The organism is Pseudomonas sp. MYb327 (genome assembly GCF_040438925.1).
Lineage (GTDB): Bacteria > Pseudomonadota > Gammaproteobacteria > Pseudomonadales > Pseudomonadaceae > Aquipseudomonas.
The window spans coordinates 3,490,466-3,511,993 of the sequence record NZ_CP159258.1; the positions used below are offsets into that span (position 1 = coordinate 3,490,466).

The 21,528-nt window shown below is 56.4% G+C and carries 16 protein-coding genes; 5 read left to right on the forward strand and 11 right to left on the reverse strand.

The genetic code is table 11. The features are described 5' to 3' along the window. Window positions 1-15 precede the first annotated feature (15 nt). From ABVN21_RS15690 to kdpF, 5 genes are all read right to left on the reverse strand, one after another. Window positions 16-2,661 carry a sensor histidine kinase KdpD gene (locus ABVN21_RS15690; protein ID WP_339552736.1) on the reverse strand — a complete coding sequence of 882 codons (2,646 nt, stop codon included), beginning with the start codon at window positions 2,659-2,661 and terminating at the stop codon, window positions 16-18. A gap of 131 nt (window positions 2,662-2,792) precedes the next feature. Further along, window positions 2,793-3,338: a potassium-transporting ATPase subunit KdpC gene (gene kdpC / locus ABVN21_RS15695; RefSeq protein WP_339552735.1), complete on the reverse strand. Its 546-nt coding sequence runs from the start codon at window positions 3,336-3,338 to the stop codon at window positions 2,793-2,795. Between the two features lie 168 nt (window positions 3,339-3,506). Continuing rightward, window positions 3,507-5,564, reverse strand: a complete 2,058-nt coding sequence (gene kdpB, locus ABVN21_RS15700; RefSeq protein WP_339552734.1) for a potassium-transporting ATPase subunit KdpB — start codon at window positions 5,562-5,564, stop codon at window positions 3,507-3,509. Between the two features lie 10 nt (window positions 5,565-5,574). Beyond that, the gene (gene kdpA / locus ABVN21_RS15705; protein ID WP_339552733.1) at window positions 5,575-7,269 is read right to left on the reverse strand and encodes a potassium-transporting ATPase subunit KdpA; all 1,695 of its coding nucleotides are present in this window, start codon (window positions 7,267-7,269) and stop codon (window positions 5,575-5,577) included. Between the two features lie 8 nt (window positions 7,270-7,277). Further along, window positions 7,278-7,367 (reverse strand): K(+)-transporting ATPase subunit F, encoded by a 90-nt coding sequence (gene kdpF, locus ABVN21_RS15710; RefSeq protein WP_007899818.1) that lies wholly within the window; start codon window positions 7,365-7,367, stop codon window positions 7,278-7,280. 415 nt (window positions 7,368-7,782) lie between these two features. On the opposite strand from kdpF, the gene eat reads away from it, so the two are divergent. The 3 genes from eat to ABVN21_RS15725 all read left to right on the forward strand — a co-directional run bounded on the left by eat (window position 7,783) and on the right by ABVN21_RS15725 (window position 10,253). Further along, the gene (gene eat / locus ABVN21_RS15715; protein ID WP_339552732.1) at window positions 7,783-9,147 is read left to right on the forward strand and encodes an ethanolamine permease; all 1,365 of its coding nucleotides are present in this window, start codon (window positions 7,783-7,785) and stop codon (window positions 9,145-9,147) included. 123 nt (window positions 9,148-9,270) lie between these two features. Continuing rightward, entirely contained in the window at window positions 9,271-9,438 is a 168-nt protein-coding gene (locus ABVN21_RS15720; protein WP_080758146.1) for a DUF2897 family protein, read from the forward strand. 257 nt (window positions 9,439-9,695) lie between these two features. Then, window positions 9,696-10,253, forward strand: a complete 558-nt coding sequence (locus ABVN21_RS15725; RefSeq protein WP_339552731.1) for a TetR/AcrR family transcriptional regulator — start codon at window positions 9,696-9,698, stop codon at window positions 10,251-10,253. Here the strand turns inward: ABVN21_RS15725 and fabF are convergent. The 5 genes from fabF to ABVN21_RS15750 form a co-directional block, all read right to left on the reverse strand. Then, the gene (fabF, locus tag ABVN21_RS15730; RefSeq protein WP_339552730.1) at window positions 10,250-11,524 is read right to left on the reverse strand and encodes a beta-ketoacyl-ACP synthase II; all 1,275 of its coding nucleotides are present in this window, start codon (window positions 11,522-11,524) and stop codon (window positions 10,250-10,252) included. The two genes, ABVN21_RS15725 and fabF, sit on opposite strands and share 4 nt — an antisense overlap. 32 nt (window positions 11,525-11,556) lie before the next feature. Next, complete coding sequence (locus ABVN21_RS15735; RefSeq protein ID WP_339552729.1) at window positions 11,557-12,351, reverse strand: SDR family oxidoreductase; 795 nt, start codon at window positions 12,349-12,351, stop codon at window positions 11,557-11,559. A gap of 201 nt (window positions 12,352-12,552) precedes the next feature. Then, window positions 12,553-12,888, reverse strand: a complete 336-nt coding sequence (locus tag ABVN21_RS15740) for a helix-hairpin-helix domain-containing protein (RefSeq protein WP_339552728.1) — start codon at window positions 12,886-12,888, stop codon at window positions 12,553-12,555. A 112-nt stretch (window positions 12,889-13,000) separates the two neighbouring features. Continuing rightward, the gene (locus ABVN21_RS15745; protein ID WP_339552910.1) at window positions 13,001-14,995 is read right to left on the reverse strand and encodes a nucleoside-diphosphate sugar epimerase/dehydratase; all 1,995 of its coding nucleotides are present in this window, start codon (window positions 14,993-14,995) and stop codon (window positions 13,001-13,003) included. Between the two features lie 108 nt (window positions 14,996-15,103). Then, entirely contained in the window at window positions 15,104-16,132 is a 1,029-nt protein-coding gene (locus ABVN21_RS15750) for a glycosyltransferase family 4 protein (RefSeq protein ID WP_339552727.1), read from the reverse strand. Between the two features lie 722 nt (window positions 16,133-16,854). Between ABVN21_RS15750 and ABVN21_RS15755 the strand changes: the two genes are divergently transcribed. Both ABVN21_RS15755 and ABVN21_RS15760 read left to right on the forward strand, forming a co-directional pair. After that, a complete protein-coding gene (locus ABVN21_RS15755; protein WP_339552726.1) occupies window positions 16,855-18,735 on the forward strand; it encodes an acyltransferase family protein in 1,881 nt (626 codons plus the stop codon). Between the two features lie 363 nt (window positions 18,736-19,098). After that, window positions 19,099-20,280, forward strand: coding sequence for an acyltransferase (locus tag ABVN21_RS15760; protein ID WP_339552725.1), 1,182 nt, complete (start codon window positions 19,099-19,101; stop codon window positions 20,278-20,280). Between the two features lie 128 nt (window positions 20,281-20,408). On the opposite strand, the gene ABVN21_RS15765 is transcribed toward ABVN21_RS15760, so the two are convergent. Then, window positions 20,409-21,518, reverse strand: a complete 1,110-nt coding sequence (locus ABVN21_RS15765) for a glycosyltransferase family 4 protein (RefSeq protein ID WP_339552724.1) — start codon at window positions 21,516-21,518, stop codon at window positions 20,409-20,411. Between the last annotated feature and the right edge of the window lie 10 nt (window positions 21,519-21,528).

Sequence of the window (21,528 nt, forward strand, 5' to 3'; positions counted from 1 at the left end):
GATGTATGGAGAACCTTAATTTTCAAAGGCAGGCTGTTCGTGCAACGGTAGGTGCAAGGTGATACGGGTGCCGCGCCCCTCGATGCCGTCGGCAACGCTGATCCGCCCGCCATGGGCGCCCACCATGCCCTGACAGATCGCCAGCCCCAGGCCGGTGCCCTGCCCGCCACGATCGCCTCGGGCGGCGGTGTAGAACATGTCGAAAATCTTCGCCCGCTCCGTTTCAGGAATTCCCGGCCCTTCGTCACTCACCGAAAAAAACAGTTCTTTGTCATCGGCACCAGCGCGCAACTGTAGACGCCCGTGGGGTGGCGAGAAACGCGCGGCGTTTTCCAGCACGTTGATCAGCGCCTGTTCGATCAGTGCCGCGTGAACGTAAAGCAGCGGCAACTCAGCCGGTACTTCAGTGCTGACTTGCAACGATGACAGCACCGCGCGCAGGCGATTGAGCGCGCTACCGACGATGTCGGCCGGCGATACCCAGTCCCGTGACAGCTTGAGTGCGCCGTGACCGAGGCGAGTCATGTCCAGCAGGTTTTGAATGTAACGGTCGAGGCGCTCGGCTTCATCGCGGGTGCCTTCGAGCAGTTCGCGACGATCCTCCAACGGGATCGCTTCGCCGAGCGCCAGCAGACTGTCGATGCTGCCACGCATCGAGGTCAGCGGTGTGCGCAAATCGTGGGACACCGAGGCCAGCAAGGCGCTGCGCAGTTGTTCGGTTTCGCCGTGCAGGCGTGCTGCTTCCAGGTCATCCGCCAGTTGCGCCCGGGCCAGGGCTTGGGCCAGCGGTTGGCTCAACGCAGTCAACAAACGTCGACGCTGACCACTCAAGGTCTGGCCTTCCTTGGCACACACACCGAGCAACGCCAGCGGCCCGTCCTCCACCGACAACGGCCACCACCACCAGCGCCCGAACGGCAGCGTACCGGTGCCGGCGCCTGCCGGTTGATCGTGTTGCCAGGCCCAAGCGGCGGCGGCACGTTCGGCTTCGGTAAACTCCAGCGGGCCACCGGTTTCTACTTTCCAACCGCCCTGTCCATCGCGGTTGAGCAGGCACAGTTGCAGATCGTTCCAGCCTTCGAGGTGCTGGGCAGCAGCGCTGATCACCGCCTGACGGTCAGTGGCGGCGGTAAGTTTGCGCGACAGGTCGAGCAGTTCAGTGGTTTCTTCCTGGGTGTCGCGCAGCGCCTGCAATTGCCGGCGCTGACGTGCCGCGAGGTTGCCGGTGAGGGTGGCCATCAACAGGAAGAACAACAACGTCAGCACGTCTTCTTCACGCTGGATGCTGAAGGAGAAATTCGGCGGAATGAACAAAAAATCGTAAGTCAGGAAAGACAGCGCGGCACAGGCCAGCGCCGGGCCGATGCTGCTGCGTACCGCCACCAGAAGCACGGCGGCGAGGAACACCAGCGAGATATTCGGTAGCGGCAATACACTTCCCACCGCCTTGGCCAAAACACTGGCCAAAATTGTTGCGACCACCGCGAGCGCGTAGTCGAACCACACCAGTGAATGTGCCGGGCGTTGGCGCGGCTGATGCTGCTCGTGGTCACTGTCGAGGACGTTGATTTCCAGCCCGCGCGCATCCCTTAACAAACGTGACGCCAGGCCGCCGCCGAACAGGCGGCGGCGCAACCGTTGCCGCGACTGGCCGACCAACACCAGGGTGGCGCGTCGTTCGGCTGCGTGCTGGATCAAGGTTTTCGCCACCTCGCCGGCCCGCAGCAGCACCACTTCCCCGCCCAGGCGTTCGGCCAGTTGCTGGGCGCTTTGCAGACGCAGTCGCGACTGCTCGTCGCCCACACTGCCGTTATCGACGTGCACCAGGCTCCACGGCAGGTGCCGACGCTGGGCGACGCGGCTGGCGTGCCGCACCAGACGCTCAGCCTGGGCATCGCCATCGACACCCACCAGTAACCGACCGCGAACCGCTGGCGCGGCCTGACCGAGTTGACGATAACCCTGGGCCAGATCGTTATCGACCTGGGCTGCGGCGGTTTGCATCGCCAGTTCCCGCAGTGCGGTGAGGTTGGTCTGGGTGAAAAACGCATCGATCGCCGCCCGCGCCTGCTCTGGCACATAGACTTTGCCGTCGCGTAGACGCTCGAGCAGTTCGCGCGGTGGCAGGTCGATCAGCAGCAGTTCGTAGGCTTCCTGCAACACCCAGTCCGGCAGGGTTTCGCGCACTTGCACGCCAGTGATGCCGCGCACTTGATCGTTGAGGCTTTCCAGGTGCTGGACGTTGACGGTAGTGAACACGTCAATGCCGGCGGCGAGCAGTTCCTGAATATCTTGCCAGCGTTTGGCGTGGCGACTGCCGGGGGCGTTGCTGTGGGCCAGCTCGTCTACCAGCACCAGTTTCGGTTTGGCGGCGAGCAAGCCGTCGAGGTCCATTTCTTCGAGCATCACGCCACGGTATTCCGAACGCACCAACGGTTGCTGCGGCAAGCCGCCGAGCAGGGCTTCGGTTTCGGCCCGACCGTGGGTCTCGACGACACCGGCGATGACTTTCGCGCCTTGGCGCAGTTGGGTGTGTGCCGCTTGCAGCATGGCGTAGGTCTTGCCGACACCGGGGGCGGCGCCGAGGAAAACCTTGAGCCGGCCACGGCCATCGCGGGGCAGGTCTGCTAATAGCGCGTCGGCGCGGCCGGAATTGCTCATGCTTGGGAATCTCTGTTTTCAGATGTTGATGGAGTGAATGTCATGGCGCCATCGCGAGCAGGCTCGCTCCCACCGGGAAATGCATTTCAACTGTGGGAGCGAGCCTGCTCGCGATTGGGATCGCCACCGATCTACAGCTTTTCGAGTGCCAGATTCAACTCAAGCACATTCACCACCGGCGGCCCCACCAGCGGCTGCTCAACGTGTGCATCCAACAGGTTCTGTAGCGTCGCCACCGGCACATTACGCGCCGCCGCAACACGCGCCAGTTGATAGGCAATCGCGGCCGGTGGCAAGTGTGGATCGAGGCCGCTGCCGGAGGTGGTGATCAATGCCAATGGCACCGGCCCCTGACCGGGCACCAGCAGTTTGTTGGCGTCGTCGATCACCCGAGTTGCCAGCGCCGGGTTGCTCGGTGACAGGTTGCTCGCCCCGCTCGACACCGTGGCAAATGCACCGGCCGATGGCCGTGGATGGAACCAGGCATCACCGACGAAATCCTGGGCAATCAGCGACGAGCCACGGACCTTGCCTTCGGCATCGTGGACCAGGCTGCCATTCGCTTGATCGGGGAACGCAATTTGAGCCACGCCGGTGACCACCAAGGGGTAGGCCACGCCGGTGATCAGGGTCATCAGGAACAACAGGCTCAAGGCCGGACGTATCATTGTGGACATTTCATCATCCTCGAATTCGGTAAAAAACTGCATTCGGTCAGGTAGACCGTGGTGCATTCATCGCGAGCAAGCTTGCTCCTACGGGGCGGTGTCGTTCGCGGGATTCGCGTACACCTCAAACCTTGTAGGAGCCGGCTTGCTGGCGATCGAGTGCGAAGCTCGCCAGGATCAAACCAGATGCAATGCCGTCAACAGCATGTCGATCGCCTTGATACCCACGAACGGCACCAAAATCCCGCCCACCCCATAGATCAACAGGTTGCGTCGCAACAACGCCGCCGCACTCGCCGCTTGCACCCGCACACCGCGCAATGCCAATGGAATCAACACCACGATGATCAAGGCGTTGAACACGATGGCCGAGAGAATCGCGCTCTGCGGACTGCTCAGGTGCATGACGTTCAGCACACCCAACTGCGGATAGATCGCGGCAAACAGCGCCGGCAGAATCGCGAAGTACTTGGCAACGTCGTTGGCGATGGAAAACGTGGTCAGCGCGCCACGGGTCACCAGCAATTCCTTGCCGATCTGCACCACGTCCAGCAATTTGGTCGGGTCGCTGTCGAGGTCGACCATGTTTGCCGCTTCGCGAGCGGCTTGCGTGCCGTCGTTCATCGCCATGCCGACGTCAGCCTGGGCCAGGGCCGGGGCGTCGTTGGCACCGTCGCCGCACATGGCGACCAGGCGACCGTCGTTCTGCTCGTGACGAATGCGCGCCAGTTTTTTCTCCGGCGTGGCTTCGGCCAGCACGTCGTCCACCCCCGCCTCGGCGGCGATCGCCGCTGCGGTCAGCGGGTTGTCGCCGGTGACCATGACCGTGCGAATCCCCAGTTTGCGCAGTTCGGCGAAACGCTCGCGGATGCCGGGCTTGACCACGTCCTTGAGGTGAATCGCACCGAGCAGTTTGCCGTCGGCACAGACCAGCAACGGAGTGCCGCCGCTCTGGGCGATCTTGTCGATTTCACGGGACAGCGCCGCAGCCAGATCAGCCCGTTCGAGGCCAACGAAAGCCAGCAACGAATCCACTGCACCCTTGCGATACACGCGGCCCTGGTAGTCGACTCCGGACAGCCGGGTTTCGGCGCTGAACGGTACGGCTGTCAGCAGTTCAGCGGACGGCTCGGACTGAGGATGAATACCGCGCAGGAACTCAACGATGGACTTGCCTTCAGCGGTTTCGTCGGCCAGGGAGGCGAACAGCGCGCCTTCCGCCAATTCCTTGCTGCTCACACCTGGCGCGGCATACACCGCGGTGCAACGGCGGTTACCGAAAGTGATGGTGCCGGTCTTGTCGAGCAACAGGACGTGCACGTCCCCCGCCGCTTCCACGGCGCGACCGGACTTGGCGATCACGTTCAAGCGCACCAGACGATCCATCCCGGCGATACCGATGGCCGACAACAGGCCACCGATGGTGGTCGGGATCAGCGTGACCAATAACGCCACCAGGAACACCAGCGGCAGGCTGCCGTTGGCGAAGTGGGCGAACGGTTGCAGGGTCACGACCACCAGCAGGAAGATCAAAGTCAGGCCGATCAACAGGATGTCGAGCGCCACTTCGTTCGGGGTTTTCTGGCGCTTGGCGCCTTCGACCAGAGCGATCATGCGATCGAGGGTTGATTCACCAGGGTTGGCGGTGATCTTCACCAGCAGCCAGTCGGACACCAGTCGCGTGTTGCCGGTGACGGCCGAGCGGTCGCCGCCGGATTCGCGGATCACCGGTGCGGACTCACCGGTAATCGCCGCTTCGTTGACTGCCGCGATGCCTTCGATCACCTCGCCGTCGCCAGGAATCATCTCCCCCGCTTCGACGCGCACCACATCGCCCTTGCGCAGGCTGGTGGCCGGTACGACTTGAAAAGTACCGTTGCTGGTTTTGCGCCGGGCACTCAAACCTTCGCTGCCGGCCTTGAGGCTGTCGGCGCGGGCCTTGCCGCGACCTTCGGCCAGTGCTTCGGCGAAGTTGGCGAACAGCACGGTGAACCACAGCCACAGGGCGATTTGCGCGGCAACGAAGGTTGGCACCGTCGTGTCGGGAATGAAGCACAGCACGGTGGTCAGGATTGCGGTCAGCTCGACCACCAGCATCACCGGCGCACGTTGCAATTGCCGTGGGTCGAGCTTGACGAAGGCTTGCACCAACGCCGGGCGCCACAGGGCCGAAATTGCGGTTTTCGGTTGTTCCGGCGCCTTGACGACGGCGGCTTTAGTTGCGGGCATATTCATCATCAGCTCCTTAGAAGCCCAAACTCAGATGTTCAGCAATCGGACCCAGCGCCAGCGTCGGCAGGAAGGTCAAACCGCCCACCAGCAAAATGGTCACGGTCAGCAAGGTCACGAACAGCGGGCCGTGGGTCGGGAAGCTGTTCTGGCCGATCGGTGCGGTTTTCTTCATCGCCAGGCTGCCGGCCAGGGCCAGTACCGGGAGGATGTAGCCGAAGCGACCGATCAACATGCCCAGGCCCAGCATCAGGTTGTGAAACGGCGTATTGGCGCCGAATCCACCGAACGCGGAACCGTTGTTGGCACCGGCCGAGGTGTAGGCGTAAAGCAACTGACTGAATCCGTGGGCGCCGGGGTTGCTCACCGAGGCCACCGGACCTGGCAGGCTCGCGGCAATCGCGCCGAGCACCAGCACACCCACCGGCATCACCAGCAACGTCACCACCAGCAATTGCACTTCCCTGGCCTGTAGTTTTTTGCCGAGGTATTCCGGGGTGCGGCCGATCATCAGGCCGGCGAGGAATACGGCGATCAACACGTTGAGCAACATCCCGTAGAGCCCGGCACCGACGCCGCCGAAAATCACTTCGCCGACCATCATGTTGACCAGCGCGACCATGCCGCTCAGCGGGTTGAGGCTGTCATGCATGCCGTTGACCGAGCCGTTGGACGCCGCCGTGGTGGTCACCGACCACAACACCGTGGCCGTGGTGCCGAAGCGTGCTTCCTTGCCTTCCAGCGGTGCAGTCTGTTCGACGGCGGCGTTGTTCAGGGTCGGGTTCGGTTGGTATTCAGCCCATAGCGACGTAGCACCGCCGATCAGGAACAGCGCCAGCATGCAGGCGATGATCGCGCGGCTCTGACGCAGGTCCTTGACGTAGTGGCCGAAGGTGAACACCAGTGCCACCGGGATCAGGATGATTGACGACACTTCGAACAGATTGCTCCATGCCGTCGGGTTTTCGAACGGGTGCGCCGAATTGACACCAAAGAAGCCCCCACCGTTGGTGCCCAGTTGCTTGATCGCAATCTGGCTGGCGGCCGGGCCGAGCGGGATCACCTGATCGACGCCTTGCAGGGTCACGGCATTCACGTATTGCGCGAAGGTTTGCGGCACGCCCTGCCACACCAGATACAGCGCCAGCAGCAGGCATAGCGGCAGCAGGCCGTAGAGGGTGGCGCGGGTCATGTCGACCCAGAAGTTGCCCAGGGATTGAGTGGACTTGCGACCGATGCCACGGCACAGCGCAACCAGTACAGCGAGGCCGGTGGCGGCGCTGACGAAGTTCTGCACGGTGAGGCCGACCATCTGGCTCAGGTAGCTCAGCGACGCTTCGCCGCTGTAGGCCTGCCAGTTGGTGTTGGTCATGAAACTGATGGCGGTGTTGAACGCCAGTGTCCACTCCTGGCCCGGCAGGTTTTGCGGGTTGAGGGGCAAGTGGTCCTGGAAGAGCAAAATCGCAAACAACAACAAAAAACCCGCGAGGTTAAAGGCGAGCAAAGCCAGGGTGTATTTCTGCCAGCTCTGCTCAGCCTGCGGATCAACGCCGGCCACCCGATAACAGCCTCGCTCCACCGGACCAAGGATCGGCGTCAACCAGGTGCGCTGACCTTCCATGACCTTGTAGTAGAAGCGCCCAAGGAGCGGCGCCGGGACCAATACCAGCGCAAAAAATGCGAGGATCAGCCAATAGTCATAACTGTGCATAGCCGCTCCTAGTTCCGGTCCGCGCGCAACAGCGCAACCAACAGATAAATGAACAGCCCCACTGCCAACAGCAGTGACACCCCGTCCAGAACGCTCATGGAAGTTCTCCGTGTTACGGCGTATTTGCCGCGTGTGCAGCCATTGTCGGGAGGGAGGCTGTAAAGGAACGAGATCGAGGGCTGTGGCGGGGCATAAAGAAAGCGTAAAGAGTGGGTTTATGCGGGCGTTACAGCGGTTTCCGGACGGGCCTCATCGCGGCCAAGCCCGGCTCCCACAAGTTCAGCGGTGGAATCAGATTCTGCGGCTGGCTCAAATCCTGTGGGAGCTGGCTTGCCAGCGATGGCGGCATTGCAGGCGACAACGCTCTCTACTGGTGCGCTAAAAGATAGCCATCACGCTACGAACATCCCCGAAACGACACCATTTCACGCTTTACGACTGCCATCACAACACTGGCACGCCCACTGCACACGCCCTCCCCCGAGCTTTCCAAACCGTTCAGGGAGCAAACGCATGAACACACAACTCAAACCCACGCTGGGCACGCTGCACCTGTGGGGCATTGCGGTCGGACTGGTGATTTCCGGGGAGTACTTCGGCTGGAGTTACGGCTGGGGCGTGGCCGGGACGTTGGGGTTTCTGGTGACCTCGTTCATGGTCGCTACCATGTACACCTGTTTCATTTTCAGTTTTACCGAACTGACCACCGCGATTCCCCATGCCGGCGGTCCCTTCGCCTACAGCCGCCGCGCCTTCGGCGAGAAAGGCGGATTGATCGCCGGACTGGCGACACTGATCGAATTCGTCTTCGCCCCGCCGGCCATTGCCTTGGCCATTGGTGCCTACCTCAACGTGCAATTCCCGGCCCTTGATCCGAAACACGCGGCGGTCGGCGCCTACATCGTGTTCATGGGCTTGAACATCCTCGGCGTGAAACTCGCGGCGACGTTCGAACTGGTGGTCTGCGTGCTGGCCGTGGCGGAATTGCTGGTGTTCATGGGCGTGGTCGCCCCCGCCTTCAGCTTCAGCAACTTCGCCCTTAATGGCTGGGCCGGTTCCGATGTGTTCGGCGCACCGGCGATTGCCGGGATGTTTGCTGCAATTCCTTTCGCCATCTGGTTCTTCCTCGCCATCGAAGGTGCCGCCATGGCGGCTGAAGAAGCCAAGGACCCAAAACGCACGATTCCCAAGGCGTACATCAGCGGTATCCTGACGTTGGTGTTGCTGGCGATGGGCGTGATGTTCTTTGCCGGCGGCGTCGGCGACTGGCGCACCCTGTCGAACATCAACGACCCGCTGCCACAAGCGATGAAAACCGTGGTCGGCGAAAGCTCCGGCTGGTTGCATATGTTGGTGTGGATTGGTCTGTTCGGGCTGGTGGCGAGTTTCCACGGGATCATTCTTGGTTATTCGCGGCAATTTTTCGCCCTGGCACGCGCCGGTTACCTGCCGGCGTCCCTGGCCAAGTTGTCGCGATTCCAGACTCCACACCGGGCGATCATTGCCGGTGGCGTGATCGGCATCGCCGCGATTTACAGCGATGGCTTGATCAACCTCGGCGGCATGACGCTGACAGCGGCGATGATCACCATGGCGGTGTTCGGCGCCATCGTCATGTACATCATGAGCATGCTCAGCCTGTTCAAACTGCGCAAAACCGAACCGAACCTGGAGCGGACCTTCCGCGCGCCGTGCTACCCGCTGGTGCCTTTCATTGCACTAGCGTTGGCGGTGGTGTGCCTGATCGCGATGGCGTGGTTCAACCTGCTGATCGGGCTGATCTTCATCGGCTTCATGGCGGCGGGTTTCGTGTACTTCATGCTCACCGCGCAGTTGCGTGCCGATGCGCCGGCGGATGCGATGCTGACCGGGCTCTAAACAGTCGCGGTGCTGCTGTCATATCAGGCATAGAATGGAACCACTGCGAAAATTAATCGCTCGAAGTGGTATGCACGATCGATTGGCGAATCCGCCAATCGGCCTGCCCTTAAGGAGAGCCCTATGCCCTGGTATGCCTGGTTGATTTTGATCGTTGCGATCGGCTCCATCGTTGGCGGTTTGATGATGCTGCGCGACACTGCCACCAAGGTTGATCTGACCGAGGAACAACGTCGACGCGTAGCCGAGCGCAACGCGGAAGCGGATGCCAAGGATGCGCAGGACCGCTAGTCACACAAGATCAAAAGATCGCAGCCTTCGGCAGCGCCTACGTTGTTGTATTTCGACTCTGTAGGCGCTGCCGAAGGCTGTGATCTTTTAACTGTTACTGCTTTCCAATCCGACTTGTCCATGAGCAAGCCATTCAGCACCAGGCTTTACAGACGTTTCAAACAGGTTCGACGCATCTGCATGCTTTTTAGAAGTAGAAGTACAGTCACCATCCAATTTTCATTGGTTAATATGGCGCATTGATGTGGAGATATCAGATGCGTTACTCGCAGGACCATAAAGCCCAGACCCACCAACGCATTATCAAGGAAGCTTCGGAACGCTTTCGCCGTGACGGTATCGGTGCGACCGGCCTGCAACCTTTGATGAAAGCACTGGGCTTGACTCACGGTGGCTTTTACTCGCACTTCAAGTCCAAGGATGAGCTGGTCGAAAAAGCCTTGCAGGCCGCAGGCGATCAAGTCGCCAGCGTTTGCGCCGAGCTGTTCGCTCAGGATCGCCCACTGGAAGCGTTCATCAATGCCTATTTGTCTGAATGGCATCAGACCTCGCCCCATGAAGGCTGCCCACTGCTGACCATGTCATCGGAACTCGGCATGCGCGGGCAGCCGAGCCCTACCTCTGACGAAGTGCTCAACGCGCGACTTCAACAAATACAAAGTGCACTCGAAGGTGAAAACACTGTGGACCGCAGCATCGTCATCATGTCGACGCTGGTCGGGGCATTGTTGCTTTCACGCAGCGTCGAGAACCCCGAACTGGCCCGGCAGATTCTCGACGTCACGCGCGACCACCTGAACCAGTCTCAGGGCTAGCCCTTCCACCGCTTGAACAGCACGCTGGCATTGACACCACCAAACCCGAAGCCGTTTGACAGTGCGTATTCGATGGCCATCGGTCGAGCCTGGCCGTGAACGATGTCTACGCCTTGGGCAGCAGGGTCCGGGTTTTCGAAGTTGAGGGTCGCCGGGACGATTTGATCCCTGATTGCCAGCAGCGTGAAGATCGCTTCGATCCCACCAGCTGCACCGAGCAAATGCCCGGTCGCGGATTTGGTCGATGTCACCGCAATCTTGTTTTCCGCACCAAACAACGACTTGATCGCCGCCAGCTCCCCCAGGTCACCGACCGGCGTCGAAGTCGCATGCGCATTCAGATGCTGAACCTGTTCCGGCGAGATTCCCGCCTGAGCCAATGCCAGGGACATTGCGCGGCGAGCACCGCTGCCATCCTCCGGCCCTGCGGTGAGGTGATAGGCATCTGCGCTGGTGCCGTAACCGACCAGTTCCGCCAGTGGCTGAGCGCCTCGGGCCAAGGCATGCTCCAGTGACTCGATTACCAGCAGCCCCGACCCCTCGCCCATGACAAAGCCATCACGATCACGGTCGAACGGCCGCGAGGCGCGCTCCGGAGTGTCGTTGTAACCGCTGGACAAAGCACGCGCCGCCGCAAACCCGGCAAGGCTGACCCGATCGATCGCGGCTTCTGCACCACCACACACCGCAATGTCCGCTTCGCCGGAACGAATCAAACGCGCCGCATCGCCAATCGCCTGAACCCCGGCCGCACAGGCTGTCACCGGTGCACCGAGCGGGCCTTTGAAACCGTGCTGGATCGACACATGCCCCGCCGCCAGGTTGACCAGGAACGACGGGATGGTGAACGGCGACAAACGCCGCGGACCACGACTGTCAGTGGTGCGCACCGCATCGGCAATTGCCCCGAATCCACCAACGCCAGATCCGATAATGGTTGCCGTGCGTTCCTGGTCTTCGGCGCTTTGTGCTTGCCAACCGGCTTGCTCCAGCGCCTGGCGCGCCGCTTCCATGGCAAACAGAATGAAGCGATCCATCTTCTTCTGTTCTTTAGGCGGCGTCGCCCGGTCCGGATCGAAACCAGCCTCCGAGTCATCGATTATTGTCGGAACCGCTCCGCCAACCTTGGCCGGTAGATCAGCGACCACTTCCTCCGGCAAATTGCGCAACCCTGAACGCCCGGCCAACAGCCGCGCCCAGACAGCTTCGACCCCGCTACCCAGCGGAGAGACCAGCCCCATACCCGTTACAACCACTCGACGATCACTCATACCGCAACTTCCTCGTTCCGATGCCTGGCGCTTTACTTGTAACGCGCGGCGGCTTTGCTTTTCGAAAGGTTGGGTGCCAGGACATGACGCGCTGCCACGAAGGCATCCCAGTCGGCGGCATCCGGCAACGAAGGAATGGTGATCAACTCACCCTGATCCAGCCCCGACAGCGATGCATCAACCATCTCCCCCGCTTCCATGACCATATCAGCAGGGATCTGTGAAGGGTCGATACCGGATCGCTCCCAGATTTCAGTACGTGTTACACCTGGCAAAACAGCCTGGACCTTGACCCCGGTGCCGTCGAGCTCGGCGTTCATCGATTGGGTCAAGCTCAATACGTAAGCCTTACTGGCGCTGTAGGTTGCATTGAAACGCTCAGGAAACAACGCCACCACCGATGCAATGTTGATGATCGTCCCACGGCCTGCCTTGGCAAAACTGGCCGCTGCAGCAGCTGCCAATCGCGTGACCGCTGTGACGTTCAACTGAATCATTTGCTCCAGCTGATCGGTATCGGCATTGCCTAACAAGCCATCTGCCGCCACACCGGCATTGTTAAGCAACAGGCTGATGCTTGAGTCGCTGCGCAGACGCTGCTCAAGCTTGAGCACATCGTCCTTCTTTGTCAGATCCGCCTTGAGCACTTCGACCTGAACGCCATGCTCAGTGCGCAATTTGCTAGCCGCCTCCTCCAACCGCTGTTGATCGCGGGCAACCAACAACAGATCGAAACCCCGCGCCGCCAGACGCTGCGCGTAAATCGCCCCGATACCGGAGGAAGCTCCGGTAACGAGGGCAGTGCCTTGGGACTTGTGAGAATTCATGGCTGTGCTCCTGAAAGATACGGGGAAATAAACATGCGACTGAGTTTCAAAACGCTGCACGTGAATTTATTATAGGCATAATTTAAACAGCGTATGATAGCCGTAATTTTTAAAAGCCCGACGGAATGCACTACCGCGCGACGTTCGCCGGAATAAAAAAAGGCCGGTCAATGACCGGCCCCTTGGCGTTGAATAATCAGCTTAGTTCACTTCCAGCTTCTCGCGATTGCGATCCAGGATCGCCTTGCCAATCCCCTTCACTTCCAGCAACTCATCCACCGAAGCGAACGGCCCGTTGGTTTCACGATATGCAACAATCGCTTTGGCTTTCGCTTCGCCAATTCCCGACAACTCTTTTTGCAGCGTGGAAGCATCGGCACCGTTGAGATCAACTTTGCCCGATGGCGCAGTCACAGAAGCGTGCTCTGCCACAGTTACATTGCTGGACTCCGACTTAACCGCAGGAGCCGAAACAGCGGCAATTGAGACGCTAGTAAGCAGGGCAAAAACCAGGGAGTTGAAAAAGCCAGTACGCATAAATGACGCTCCATGACATCGATTGAGAAAGCAGCTTTTCCGAAGCTGCCCCCCAAACTTAGGCGATGTCTGGAGCCTGTCAAAAATGTGTCCGTTACAGGATGTGAAACAATCAGGGTTCGAGACGGCGTTGCTGGTAGATCCAGTCAACGATGTCGCCGTCAGGGGTATAGCCACTGACGGTGTCACGCAGTAATTGACGCACGCGAGCGTAATCATCTTGCTCGACGGCAACCAGCAACTCAGATAAACGCCCCTTGAGTACATCCCAGGGCAGGTGATCCTCGCTGGCGCTCATGATCATCGGGTGCTGAGTTGCCGATACGTTATCGCCAATCAATAACTCTTCGTAAAGCTTCTCGCCGGGTCGAAGTCCGGTGAATTCGATGGAAATGTCACCCTGCAGGTTTTTCTCGGAACGAATGCTCAAACCGGACAGATGAATCATCTTCTCTGCCAGTTCAACGATCTTCACCGGCTCGCCCATGTCGAGCACAAACACATCGCCGCCCAGCCCCATGGAACCTGCCTGAATCACCAACTGCGCGGCTTCGGGGATGGTCATGAAATAACGGGTGATTTTCGGGTGCGTTACCGTCAACGGGCCGCCGGACTTGATCTGGCTGTGAAACAGCGGAATGACCGAACCGGAAGAACCCAGTACGTTGCCGAAGCGAACCATAGTGAAGCGCGTCTTGTTGACTCGGGAAACTTTGGCGTTGTCGCCGAACAACACCGGGGCGATCTCTCGACTGAGCGCTTGAAGCGTCAACTCTGCCAAACGCTTGGTACTGCCCATGATATTAGTTGGACGAACCGCCTTGTCGGTGGAGATCAACACAAAGTTGGAAACACCCGATTGCAACGCAGCCTGAGCAGTGTTGAGCGTGCCGATGACGTTGTTGAGCACGCCTTCAGCGATATTGTGCTCAACCATGGGCACGTGTTTATAGGCCGCCGCATGATAGACCGTGTCCACGCCCCAGGTTTTCATGACATCCAGCAGTTTGTCCTGATGCCGAATGGAACCCAGAATTGGAAGCAACCGCACAGGCACCGACATTCGACTTGCGCGCTGCTCAAGCTCCGAAAGAATGCTGTAGAGATTGAATTCACTGTGGTCAAACAGCAAAAGCGTAATTGGGCCAAGCGCGAAAATCTGGCGGCACAGTTCCGAACCAATCGATCCGCCTGCGCCAGTGACCATGACCGTCTTGCCTTTGATACAGCGTTCGAGCAAGTCCGGTTGTGCGGGCACGGAATCACGTCCAAGCAAATCCGCGATATCCACTTCTTGAATGTCATCGACCTTTACCCGGCCGCTGGCAAGGTCGGTGAAATTCGGGACGCTTCGAATGTGTAGAGGGTAACGCTCCAGAAGCGTGAGAATCTCTCTGCGTCGCGCCCGCGTAGATGACGGAAGAGCCAGGAGAATTTCCTGCGCACCTGTTTCATCGATCATCTGTTGAATGTGTTTGGGTTTGTAGACTTGCAGGCCGGCAATCGAACGGTCCGCAATACTCGGATCATCATCCATGAAAGCCACCGGACGCATAACCCGGCCCATCCGCAACGCTGCAACAAGCTGATTACCCGCCACACCCGCGCCGTAGATAGCGACCTTGGTCAACCCGTCATCGCGGCTGGAGAACGGCATATGTGGCGTGCCGTTGAACCAGTCGCCCATAAAATACTGGCGCATACACAGGCGCAGGCCACCGACAATGACGAGGCTAAGCCACCAATAGTTGAAGACGATAGAGCGCGGCACCACTGATTCGTGATTGCTGTACCAGTAGACGACAAGCGCAAGAATAAGCGCCGAGAGGCTAACGGCTTTAATAATGGCAACAAGTGCATCGTTTCCAAAATAGCGCATGACCGCGCGGTACATGCCGAAACGTATGAACAAGGGAATCGCGATAACAGGCGCGCAAATGAAGAGCCAAAGATGGGCCTTCAAGGGGTTATACATATCCTCCAGTCCGAGACGCACAATAAATGCCAGCCACAGAGCGACCCAGACCAACAGGACATCCGTAGTGACCTGAATCAACCTCTTCCGGCGCCGAGGGAGCCCTACCAGGTACCCTCTGATTTTACCCATGGACGCTTCGAACACCTTTTTCCCCTCCTGGTGGCGGCCTGTTCATCGAGATGAACTTTCAAAGACGCCTGGCGATCACTCTAAACCTAATGACACAGTAGTATTTGCTTAGTTCTTTAGCACGGGGACTTCGAGATCTCCGGCCCGGAACTTTATGGCCAGCGCGATCAATGGCGAGTAAGCCAAGACGACACCCAGCGCGCCATCCAGACCGAATTGCGTCACGCACAACGCTATCGGCAGCAACCAGAAGATATTGATCACACCAACCGCAATGGTGACGGGCAAGTGTTTGCCAAATCGACGGGAAGCAAACTGATAGGCGTGGCTACGATGTGCTTCATAGACTTTGTCGCCTCTCAACAGGCGGCGCAACAGCGTGAACGTAGCATCGACGATGAATACTCCTAGCAAAATCAACCAAGCCCAAAGCATGTGGGTACTCGCCCATGCTGCCTGGAGAGAAAGGCCGCCCAGCACGATACCCAGAAAGCCGCTACCGGCATCGCCCATGAAAATTCTCGCGGGGGGAAAGTTCCAGTAAAGAAAACCTGCCACGGAAGCCGCAAGTAACAGAGGGCCCCCGATCAGACTATCTAACCCGGCCAGCCAATAAAGCAGGCAGGCACTCAGGCAAACACAAATCGCTTCGACGCTGGCAATGCCATCGATGCCGTCCATGAAGTTGTAGAGATTGAGTAGCCACACCAGATAGAAAACCCCGAGTAGATACCCGAACCAGGAAAGCTCCAGATTGACACCAAACACCACTATCGTTGGCAAACCTCCCAGCCAGAACAACGCCCAGGCGGCTCCCGAGAAATGCCCAAGCAACCGCCAGCGTGCAGCAATATGACCATGATCATCCATAAAGCCAATAAAAGCGACGAGAGCGCCCGCGCCTGCAATGCCAAAAAAATGCGGAAATGAAAGACTTCCACTAATCCAATGCATCGTCAGGGCCAACAGAAAGGCACCGACTATCGCCACACCACCACCTCGCGGGGTGGAAATGCAGTGGGAACTGCGCTCGTTGGGGATATCCATCAGACTGCGAGACAGCGCGTAGCGGCGAAGCACTGCGGTAAGAAAAAGAGAAACGCCGAAAATAGCCGGTATAAACCACCAGTAACTCATGCTGTGTGATGTTCCAAAAAGTGTTGTGCTGTCGTGCGCAGGGCATCATCCATTTTGACAGGAGGCGTTTAGTCCAACAGTCTGGATTTTCTGCTGATATCTGCCTGAAGTGCTCGAGGTAGGCCTGATGAAGTAAAGCTTCGCCCATCATAACGACCACGCTTTGCAGAGTCCAACCGGGTCCCTGAGCGTTCCGCAATACGACGAAATAATACGAAGATTCGTGGGTGTTCATCCTGCGTAATTCCCACAAGCCGGTTGTATGCTGTGGTTACCACCAAGGAGACAATCATGGCCGTGTCTACCTGCATAAGCTGCGCGAGCACCCAATTTGAAGCTAATACAACCACCGTCCACGGTACGAAATCCAAAGTGATTTTTATCCAGTGCGCACAATGTGGGGGCGTCGTCGGGGTTTTGGATTGCAGCAAATTTGGAGCTGTTGTATCCAGAATCGCGACACTCTTTCGGCAAAAACCTCCAAATGCAGTCGCCCCCACAAAAACCTGAACGCAGCCATATCCGCATCAGCACCAACCCTGGTGTCTTATACAAGCAGTCGGCGGGGCCTATGTCGCGATCTCGGCGATGAATTTGCCAAAAAATCTGGTCCGCGAGAGTGCGACATCAACATGATTTTCTAAGCGAAAAACAGACCCAAAAAATCAGATTCACGGTTAAAATCTCCGCGAATTGAGCACAGACCAGGACCCTTCCATACCATGAAGTACCGTTCAGATATCGATGGACTCCGAGCGATAGCCGTTCTGAGCGTGGTGATCTTTCACTTGAATGTTGGTTTGCTTCCTGGAGGTTTTGTCGGGGTCGACATATTTTTCGTAATCTCCGGTTACCTCATCTCCAAAATTATCTACTCGGAGGTTGCTGATGGATCATTCTCCATCGCTAATTTCTATGTCAGGCGAGCACGCCGTATTCTCCCGGCGTTTCTGTCCATAATAATCGCGACGTCTATTGCCGCGTATTTCTTGCTGTACCCTAGCGAGTTGGCAAACTATGCGAAATCAGCAATTGCCTCAGCACTCTTTTCGGCGAACATCTATTTCTACGCCACACTTAATTATTTTTCGCCTTCCGCTGATGAGATTCCTCTACTGCACCTGTGGTCGCTCGGTATCGAGGAACAGTTCTACATTTTTTTCCCGGTAATCCTCATCGGGTTATCAAAAATATCCAAACGACTGATACCAGCCGCTATCTTCGTCATGCTTGCGGCCTCGTTGTTTTTCTCGCAAAAACTGCTTTCCAGTAATCCGCTCGAGTCATTCTATCTCCTACCGTTCCGTGCATTTGAGCTTCTTATTGGCAGCCTGATCGCATTACCAGCGCTGCACTTTAGGAAAACCAAAGCAGTTTCGGCCGCTGCCTTCCTACTTGGCCTGGCCGCCTTGATCTATCCAATCTGCTTTTACAGCAGCAATACCCCGTTCCCAGGCTTGGCGGCGGCGCTTCCGTGTCTTGGCGCCGCCCTGATCATCATGGCTGGCGAGCAAGGCGGAAAGATGTCGATGCTTCTGGGATCGCGTCCGATGGTGTTCGTGGGGAAAATATCGTACTCGCTGTATCTGGTTCATTGGCCCTTGGTTGTATTCGCCAAACGCGCTTTTCCAGAAACAAATAAAGAAACGGCCGCCCTGATAATTTTTGTCATGGCAATACTTCTTGCATGGGCAAATTACAAGTTTGTAGAGCAAACCTTTCGTTACGCAAGGAAACAATGGCAGCCGGCGCGAATTCTGTCAGCCGCGTCGATGTCACTTTGCTTAGTCGTGGCCGCAGGATGGTACGTTTCGCATAAACACGGCTTTGCTTCCTCGTCGCAGAGTCGAATTGATAAAGTGCTCGCCACGATGTCCTATAACTCATCCAAGGATTATCAGGCAGGGGAATGCTTTTTAGATCCGGACCAAGACCCAACAAAAACAAGCCTGGAGCACTGTATACCTTCCCGAAGCAGCAAAAATGCGCTTCTTTGGGGTGACAGTCATGCAGCGCAACTGTACATGGGTCTCAGCAAAACACTGGATGAACATAACATCTCGCTAGGGCAGATGACCGCCTCTGCATGCCCGCCCATATTAGGCATGGACATACCAGCTCGCCCGTATTGCAAGAATGCAAATGCACTCTTTCTTGAGAAAATCTCGGCTATCAGGCCAGATATTTTAATCATCACCGCTGCCTGGCCAATTACACCTGAATTCATGGCCGCTTTCGATAAGACTCTGGATCAGGTAGACAGACTGCATTTGGACAAAGTTGTTGTTATCGGCGAAGCGCCGGTCTTTAAGCGCCGAGTTCCCTTAATCATTATCGACAGAATGAAAAACAAAATATTCAACTTTGATTCTTCTGAAGATGTTGAGATGGATGCGATGAAAAGGTCTGAGTCATACATCAGTGAGACGGTGTCACGTCACAAAGGGATTACTTACGTATCACTGATACAGGCAATTTGTCCAAAAGGCACTTGTCCAATGGCATCACCAGATGAAAAACCGCTGATCTATGACATCGTCCACCTGACCCCTGAAGGCTCTGCACTCTATGCCAAGGAGATAACCCCTTCGATAGTGAACTAGTGCTTCCATTAGTGGTTAGCGCAAGACCCCGGGGCCCGATCCGACACGTACACAGCTCTGCCCCCACGTGCAGCCGGCCCCTGACCGCGATCCACTCACTCACATTTCAAGATTAGCGCTCCAGTCTTCGCGAACTTTTTTGAATCGAATCTAGGCTCGGCAGTTTTGACCAGCAATTAGGCGTAACTCCCCCCCCTCCATAATCGCGGAAAACGACTTTAGGTGATAATCTCCCCGGCGATTCTAGGAGCAATCCATGAATAGGTCGGACGGTGATCCGGTTTTTACCAATACCCAACACGAAGAGTCCCGGCTCTATGCTTGGGGTTAGATGCTTGCGCCGAAAACAGTGGAACAATAAAAATGACCCGCCACATCAGTGAGACTGGAAAAAGAATCGTTTTTTTAGACTCTTTACGAGCAATCGCTGTTTTGTTAGTCCTTTGGGGGCATGTATTTATGCTCGGAATCAGCGAAGCAAGTACTGTCAGCATCTGGGTTCCAGATGTAAAAGAGATGATTTTCGGTCCAACCACACTAACAGACAACATCCACTGGAAACTAGGGAACTGGATAGGATCAAAGTTTGGGCTAAATCCCGGCTCACTTGGCGTTTCGTTATTCTTCCTGATTAGCGGCTTTGTCATCCTGAGAACGATAGACAGGACTCCGCCATTACAATTTATGATCCAACGGCTTTTCAGGATTATTCCAGTTTGCTTTTTTTGCGTCACGCTTGTAGCTGCCATAACATACGCATATTGCAATAGTAGAGGACTACAGCAACCCAATACTATTACGAGCATTCTTACATCATCAGTAGCCGCCAACTATTTTAATGGAGCTTTCTCTACGGTTCCTGTTCTATGGACACTTGAAATAGAGATGATTTTCTACGTTGTCATGGCGGTCGGCGTAACTGTTTTAGGCCGACTGGATTATAAAGCCCTATGTTTGATATCGCTCCTTTGCCTGACGGTCGTTGCTGGCTATACCCTGCCTTATGCAACCGCCCCCTTCAAACCGGACGTGTACCGTCACTTCAGCACTATATTCGTTTTCATCAGCTATATGCTGATCGGTGCCTTTATCTATCGCGCTTATGAGGACGAGAAAGCATCACGCGGCCTGGTTTTCTCCGCATTATCTGTGACGATATATCTCGTATGCTTCCACCTGCACGGAAAAGCAACTGACTTCCAAAACATCGGAAGTAATCTTCACTCTTCCATAGTTGCGCTGATCATCTTCGTTTTTGGCTTGTTTGCGGGTTTGCGGGGGAAGGTATTTGCACCGTTACGGTGGGTAGCGTCAATTAGCTATCCGTTGTATTTGCTACATGTGCCACTGGCGTGGGGGATGATTTATATACTTGCGTCGATGGGCGTTGGAATGTATTGGAGTGCTACGATTTCTTCAGTGGCGGTGATTGTCCTTGCTTGGGCGACACATTGGCTAATCGAGCTTCCTTCGCAGGCTGCTGGAAAAAAAATCAGTAAGCTTCTCTCGCCACCGACACCAGTTATCAAAAGCGGTATTGCCTGATTGCTAACACTCTGGATCGTGCTCATCTAGTGTTGAGCACGAACAGGTGCTTGTATTTCCTGCAATTTGAGTTTCAACATCCCCCTGATATCAGTTGAAGTCATCCTTCTACAGGGCAAGCTTTGAGATCAGCGAAGCACGTCTCTATAAACGTCCACGTATGCACTAACCATTTTCTCGGACGTGAAGTGCTGCTGAAACCGTTGCTGTGCCTTCAACCCCATCTCACTTGCCCTCATCGGATTTTCCCAAATGAGCCGCATTGCTTTTCGAAGCGCGATAGCGTCATTGGGAGGGACAACCAAACCTGTTTCATCCGCAATATTAATATAGGTAGTGCCCGTACCTATTTCGCATGAGATCAGAGGCTTGCCAAACATCGCACCTTCAAGCAGCGTGATTCCAAATGCTTCTGATCGGAGATGAGAAGGAAATACAACGCAACCAGACAAACTAAGCAGTGCAACTTTATCTTCGTCGGGAAGCGCACCCAGAAAAAAAACATTACTGAGCCCTAAGCGAATGGCCTGCGCTTTAAGCTCAGACTCTTTAGGTCCGCTTCCGACAATGACAATCGGAAAGTTTGTTTGGTGAGCTGCATCCAGCAACGTGTGTAGACCTTTATAATAACGCAACACGCCCACAAAAAGAAAAAAACCTTTTCCGACGATGTTTTTCCAATGTTCAATACGTTCCGCTGCTGGCTCTGGAAAACTTTTTTCATCCAGGCCAATTGGAATGATATCAACCTTGTCTGCAAAGGGGGCTAATACTGTGCTGGACTTAAGGTAATTGGGCGACGATGCGACTATCCGATCCACGCTTTTCAGAAATTTAGATTGGAGTGGTTGATAAAGCTTTAAGAGATTTTGCTGATTCACAATGTCCGAGTGATATGAAACCAACGTCGGTTTTTTTACTTGACAGGCGAAATGCAGCACATCCATGAATGGCCACGGAAAGTGGTAATGGATAATATCAGCATCTTTTGCCAAACGCCTGAACATCGAAATCGCGGAAAATGAAAACCCGGTAGACGCAACTTGAAAATTTAGCTTGGCCTGATAGGCCAAATACCCACCCATTTCAATCGCATTCGGTGCAGGATTAGCTGAAAGTGAAAGTACATCACTAGTAGCTCCATAGTTACTGGAACTGCGCGCTATTTGATGTATGACCTGCTCTACGCCCCCCATTGTTTCGGGAAGCGCAGTTTTGAAGAAGTGAAGTATCCGCATGACGCCCCGC

What these genes read in the sequence shown, in the direction of transcription:
- ABVN21_RS15690 (WP_339552736.1), bottom strand. Translation starts at nt 2,661, where the DNA reads ATGAGCAATTCCGGCCGCGCCGACGCGCTATTAGCAGACCTGCCCCGC.
- kdpC (WP_339552735.1), bottom strand. Translation starts at nt 3,338, where the DNA reads ATGTCCACAATGATACGTCCGGCCTTGAGCCTGTTGTTCCTGATGACC.
- kdpB (WP_339552734.1), bottom strand. Translation starts at nt 5,564, where the DNA reads ATGAATATGCCCGCAACTAAAGCCGCCGTCGTCAAGGCGCCGGAACAA.
- kdpA (WP_339552733.1), bottom strand. Translation starts at nt 7,269, where the DNA reads ATGCACAGTTATGACTATTGGCTGATCCTCGCATTTTTTGCGCTGGTA.
- kdpF (WP_007899818.1), bottom strand. Translation starts at nt 7,367, where the DNA reads ATGAGCGTTCTGGACGGGGTGTCACTGCTGTTGGCAGTGGGGCTGTTC.
- eat (WP_339552732.1), top strand. Translation starts at nt 7,783, where the DNA reads ATGAACACACAACTCAAACCCACGCTGGGCACGCTGCACCTGTGGGGC.
- ABVN21_RS15720 (WP_080758146.1), top strand. Translation starts at nt 9,271, where the DNA reads ATGCCCTGGTATGCCTGGTTGATTTTGATCGTTGCGATCGGCTCCATC.
- ABVN21_RS15725 (WP_339552731.1), top strand. Translation starts at nt 9,696, where the DNA reads ATGCGTTACTCGCAGGACCATAAAGCCCAGACCCACCAACGCATTATC.
- fabF (WP_339552730.1), bottom strand. Translation starts at nt 11,524, where the DNA reads ATGAGTGATCGTCGAGTGGTTGTAACGGGTATGGGGCTGGTCTCTCCG.
- ABVN21_RS15735 (WP_339552729.1), bottom strand. Translation starts at nt 12,351, where the DNA reads ATGAATTCTCACAAGTCCCAAGGCACTGCCCTCGTTACCGGAGCTTCC.
- ABVN21_RS15740 (WP_339552728.1), bottom strand. Translation starts at nt 12,888, where the DNA reads ATGCGTACTGGCTTTTTCAACTCCCTGGTTTTTGCCCTGCTTACTAGC.
- ABVN21_RS15745 (WP_339552910.1), bottom strand. Translation starts at nt 14,995, where the DNA reads ATGGGTAAAATCAGAGGGTACCTGGTAGGGCTCCCTCGGCGCCGGAAG.
- ABVN21_RS15750 (WP_339552727.1), bottom strand. Translation starts at nt 16,132, where the DNA reads ATGAGTTACTGGTGGTTTATACCGGCTATTTTCGGCGTTTCTCTTTTT.
- ABVN21_RS15755 (WP_339552726.1), top strand. Translation starts at nt 16,855, where the DNA reads ATGAAGTACCGTTCAGATATCGATGGACTCCGAGCGATAGCCGTTCTG.
- ABVN21_RS15760 (WP_339552725.1), top strand. Translation starts at nt 19,099, where the DNA reads ATGACCCGCCACATCAGTGAGACTGGAAAAAGAATCGTTTTTTTAGAC.
- ABVN21_RS15765 (WP_339552724.1), bottom strand. Translation starts at nt 21,518, where the DNA reads ATGCGGATACTTCACTTCTTCAAAACTGCGCTTCCCGAAACAATGGGG.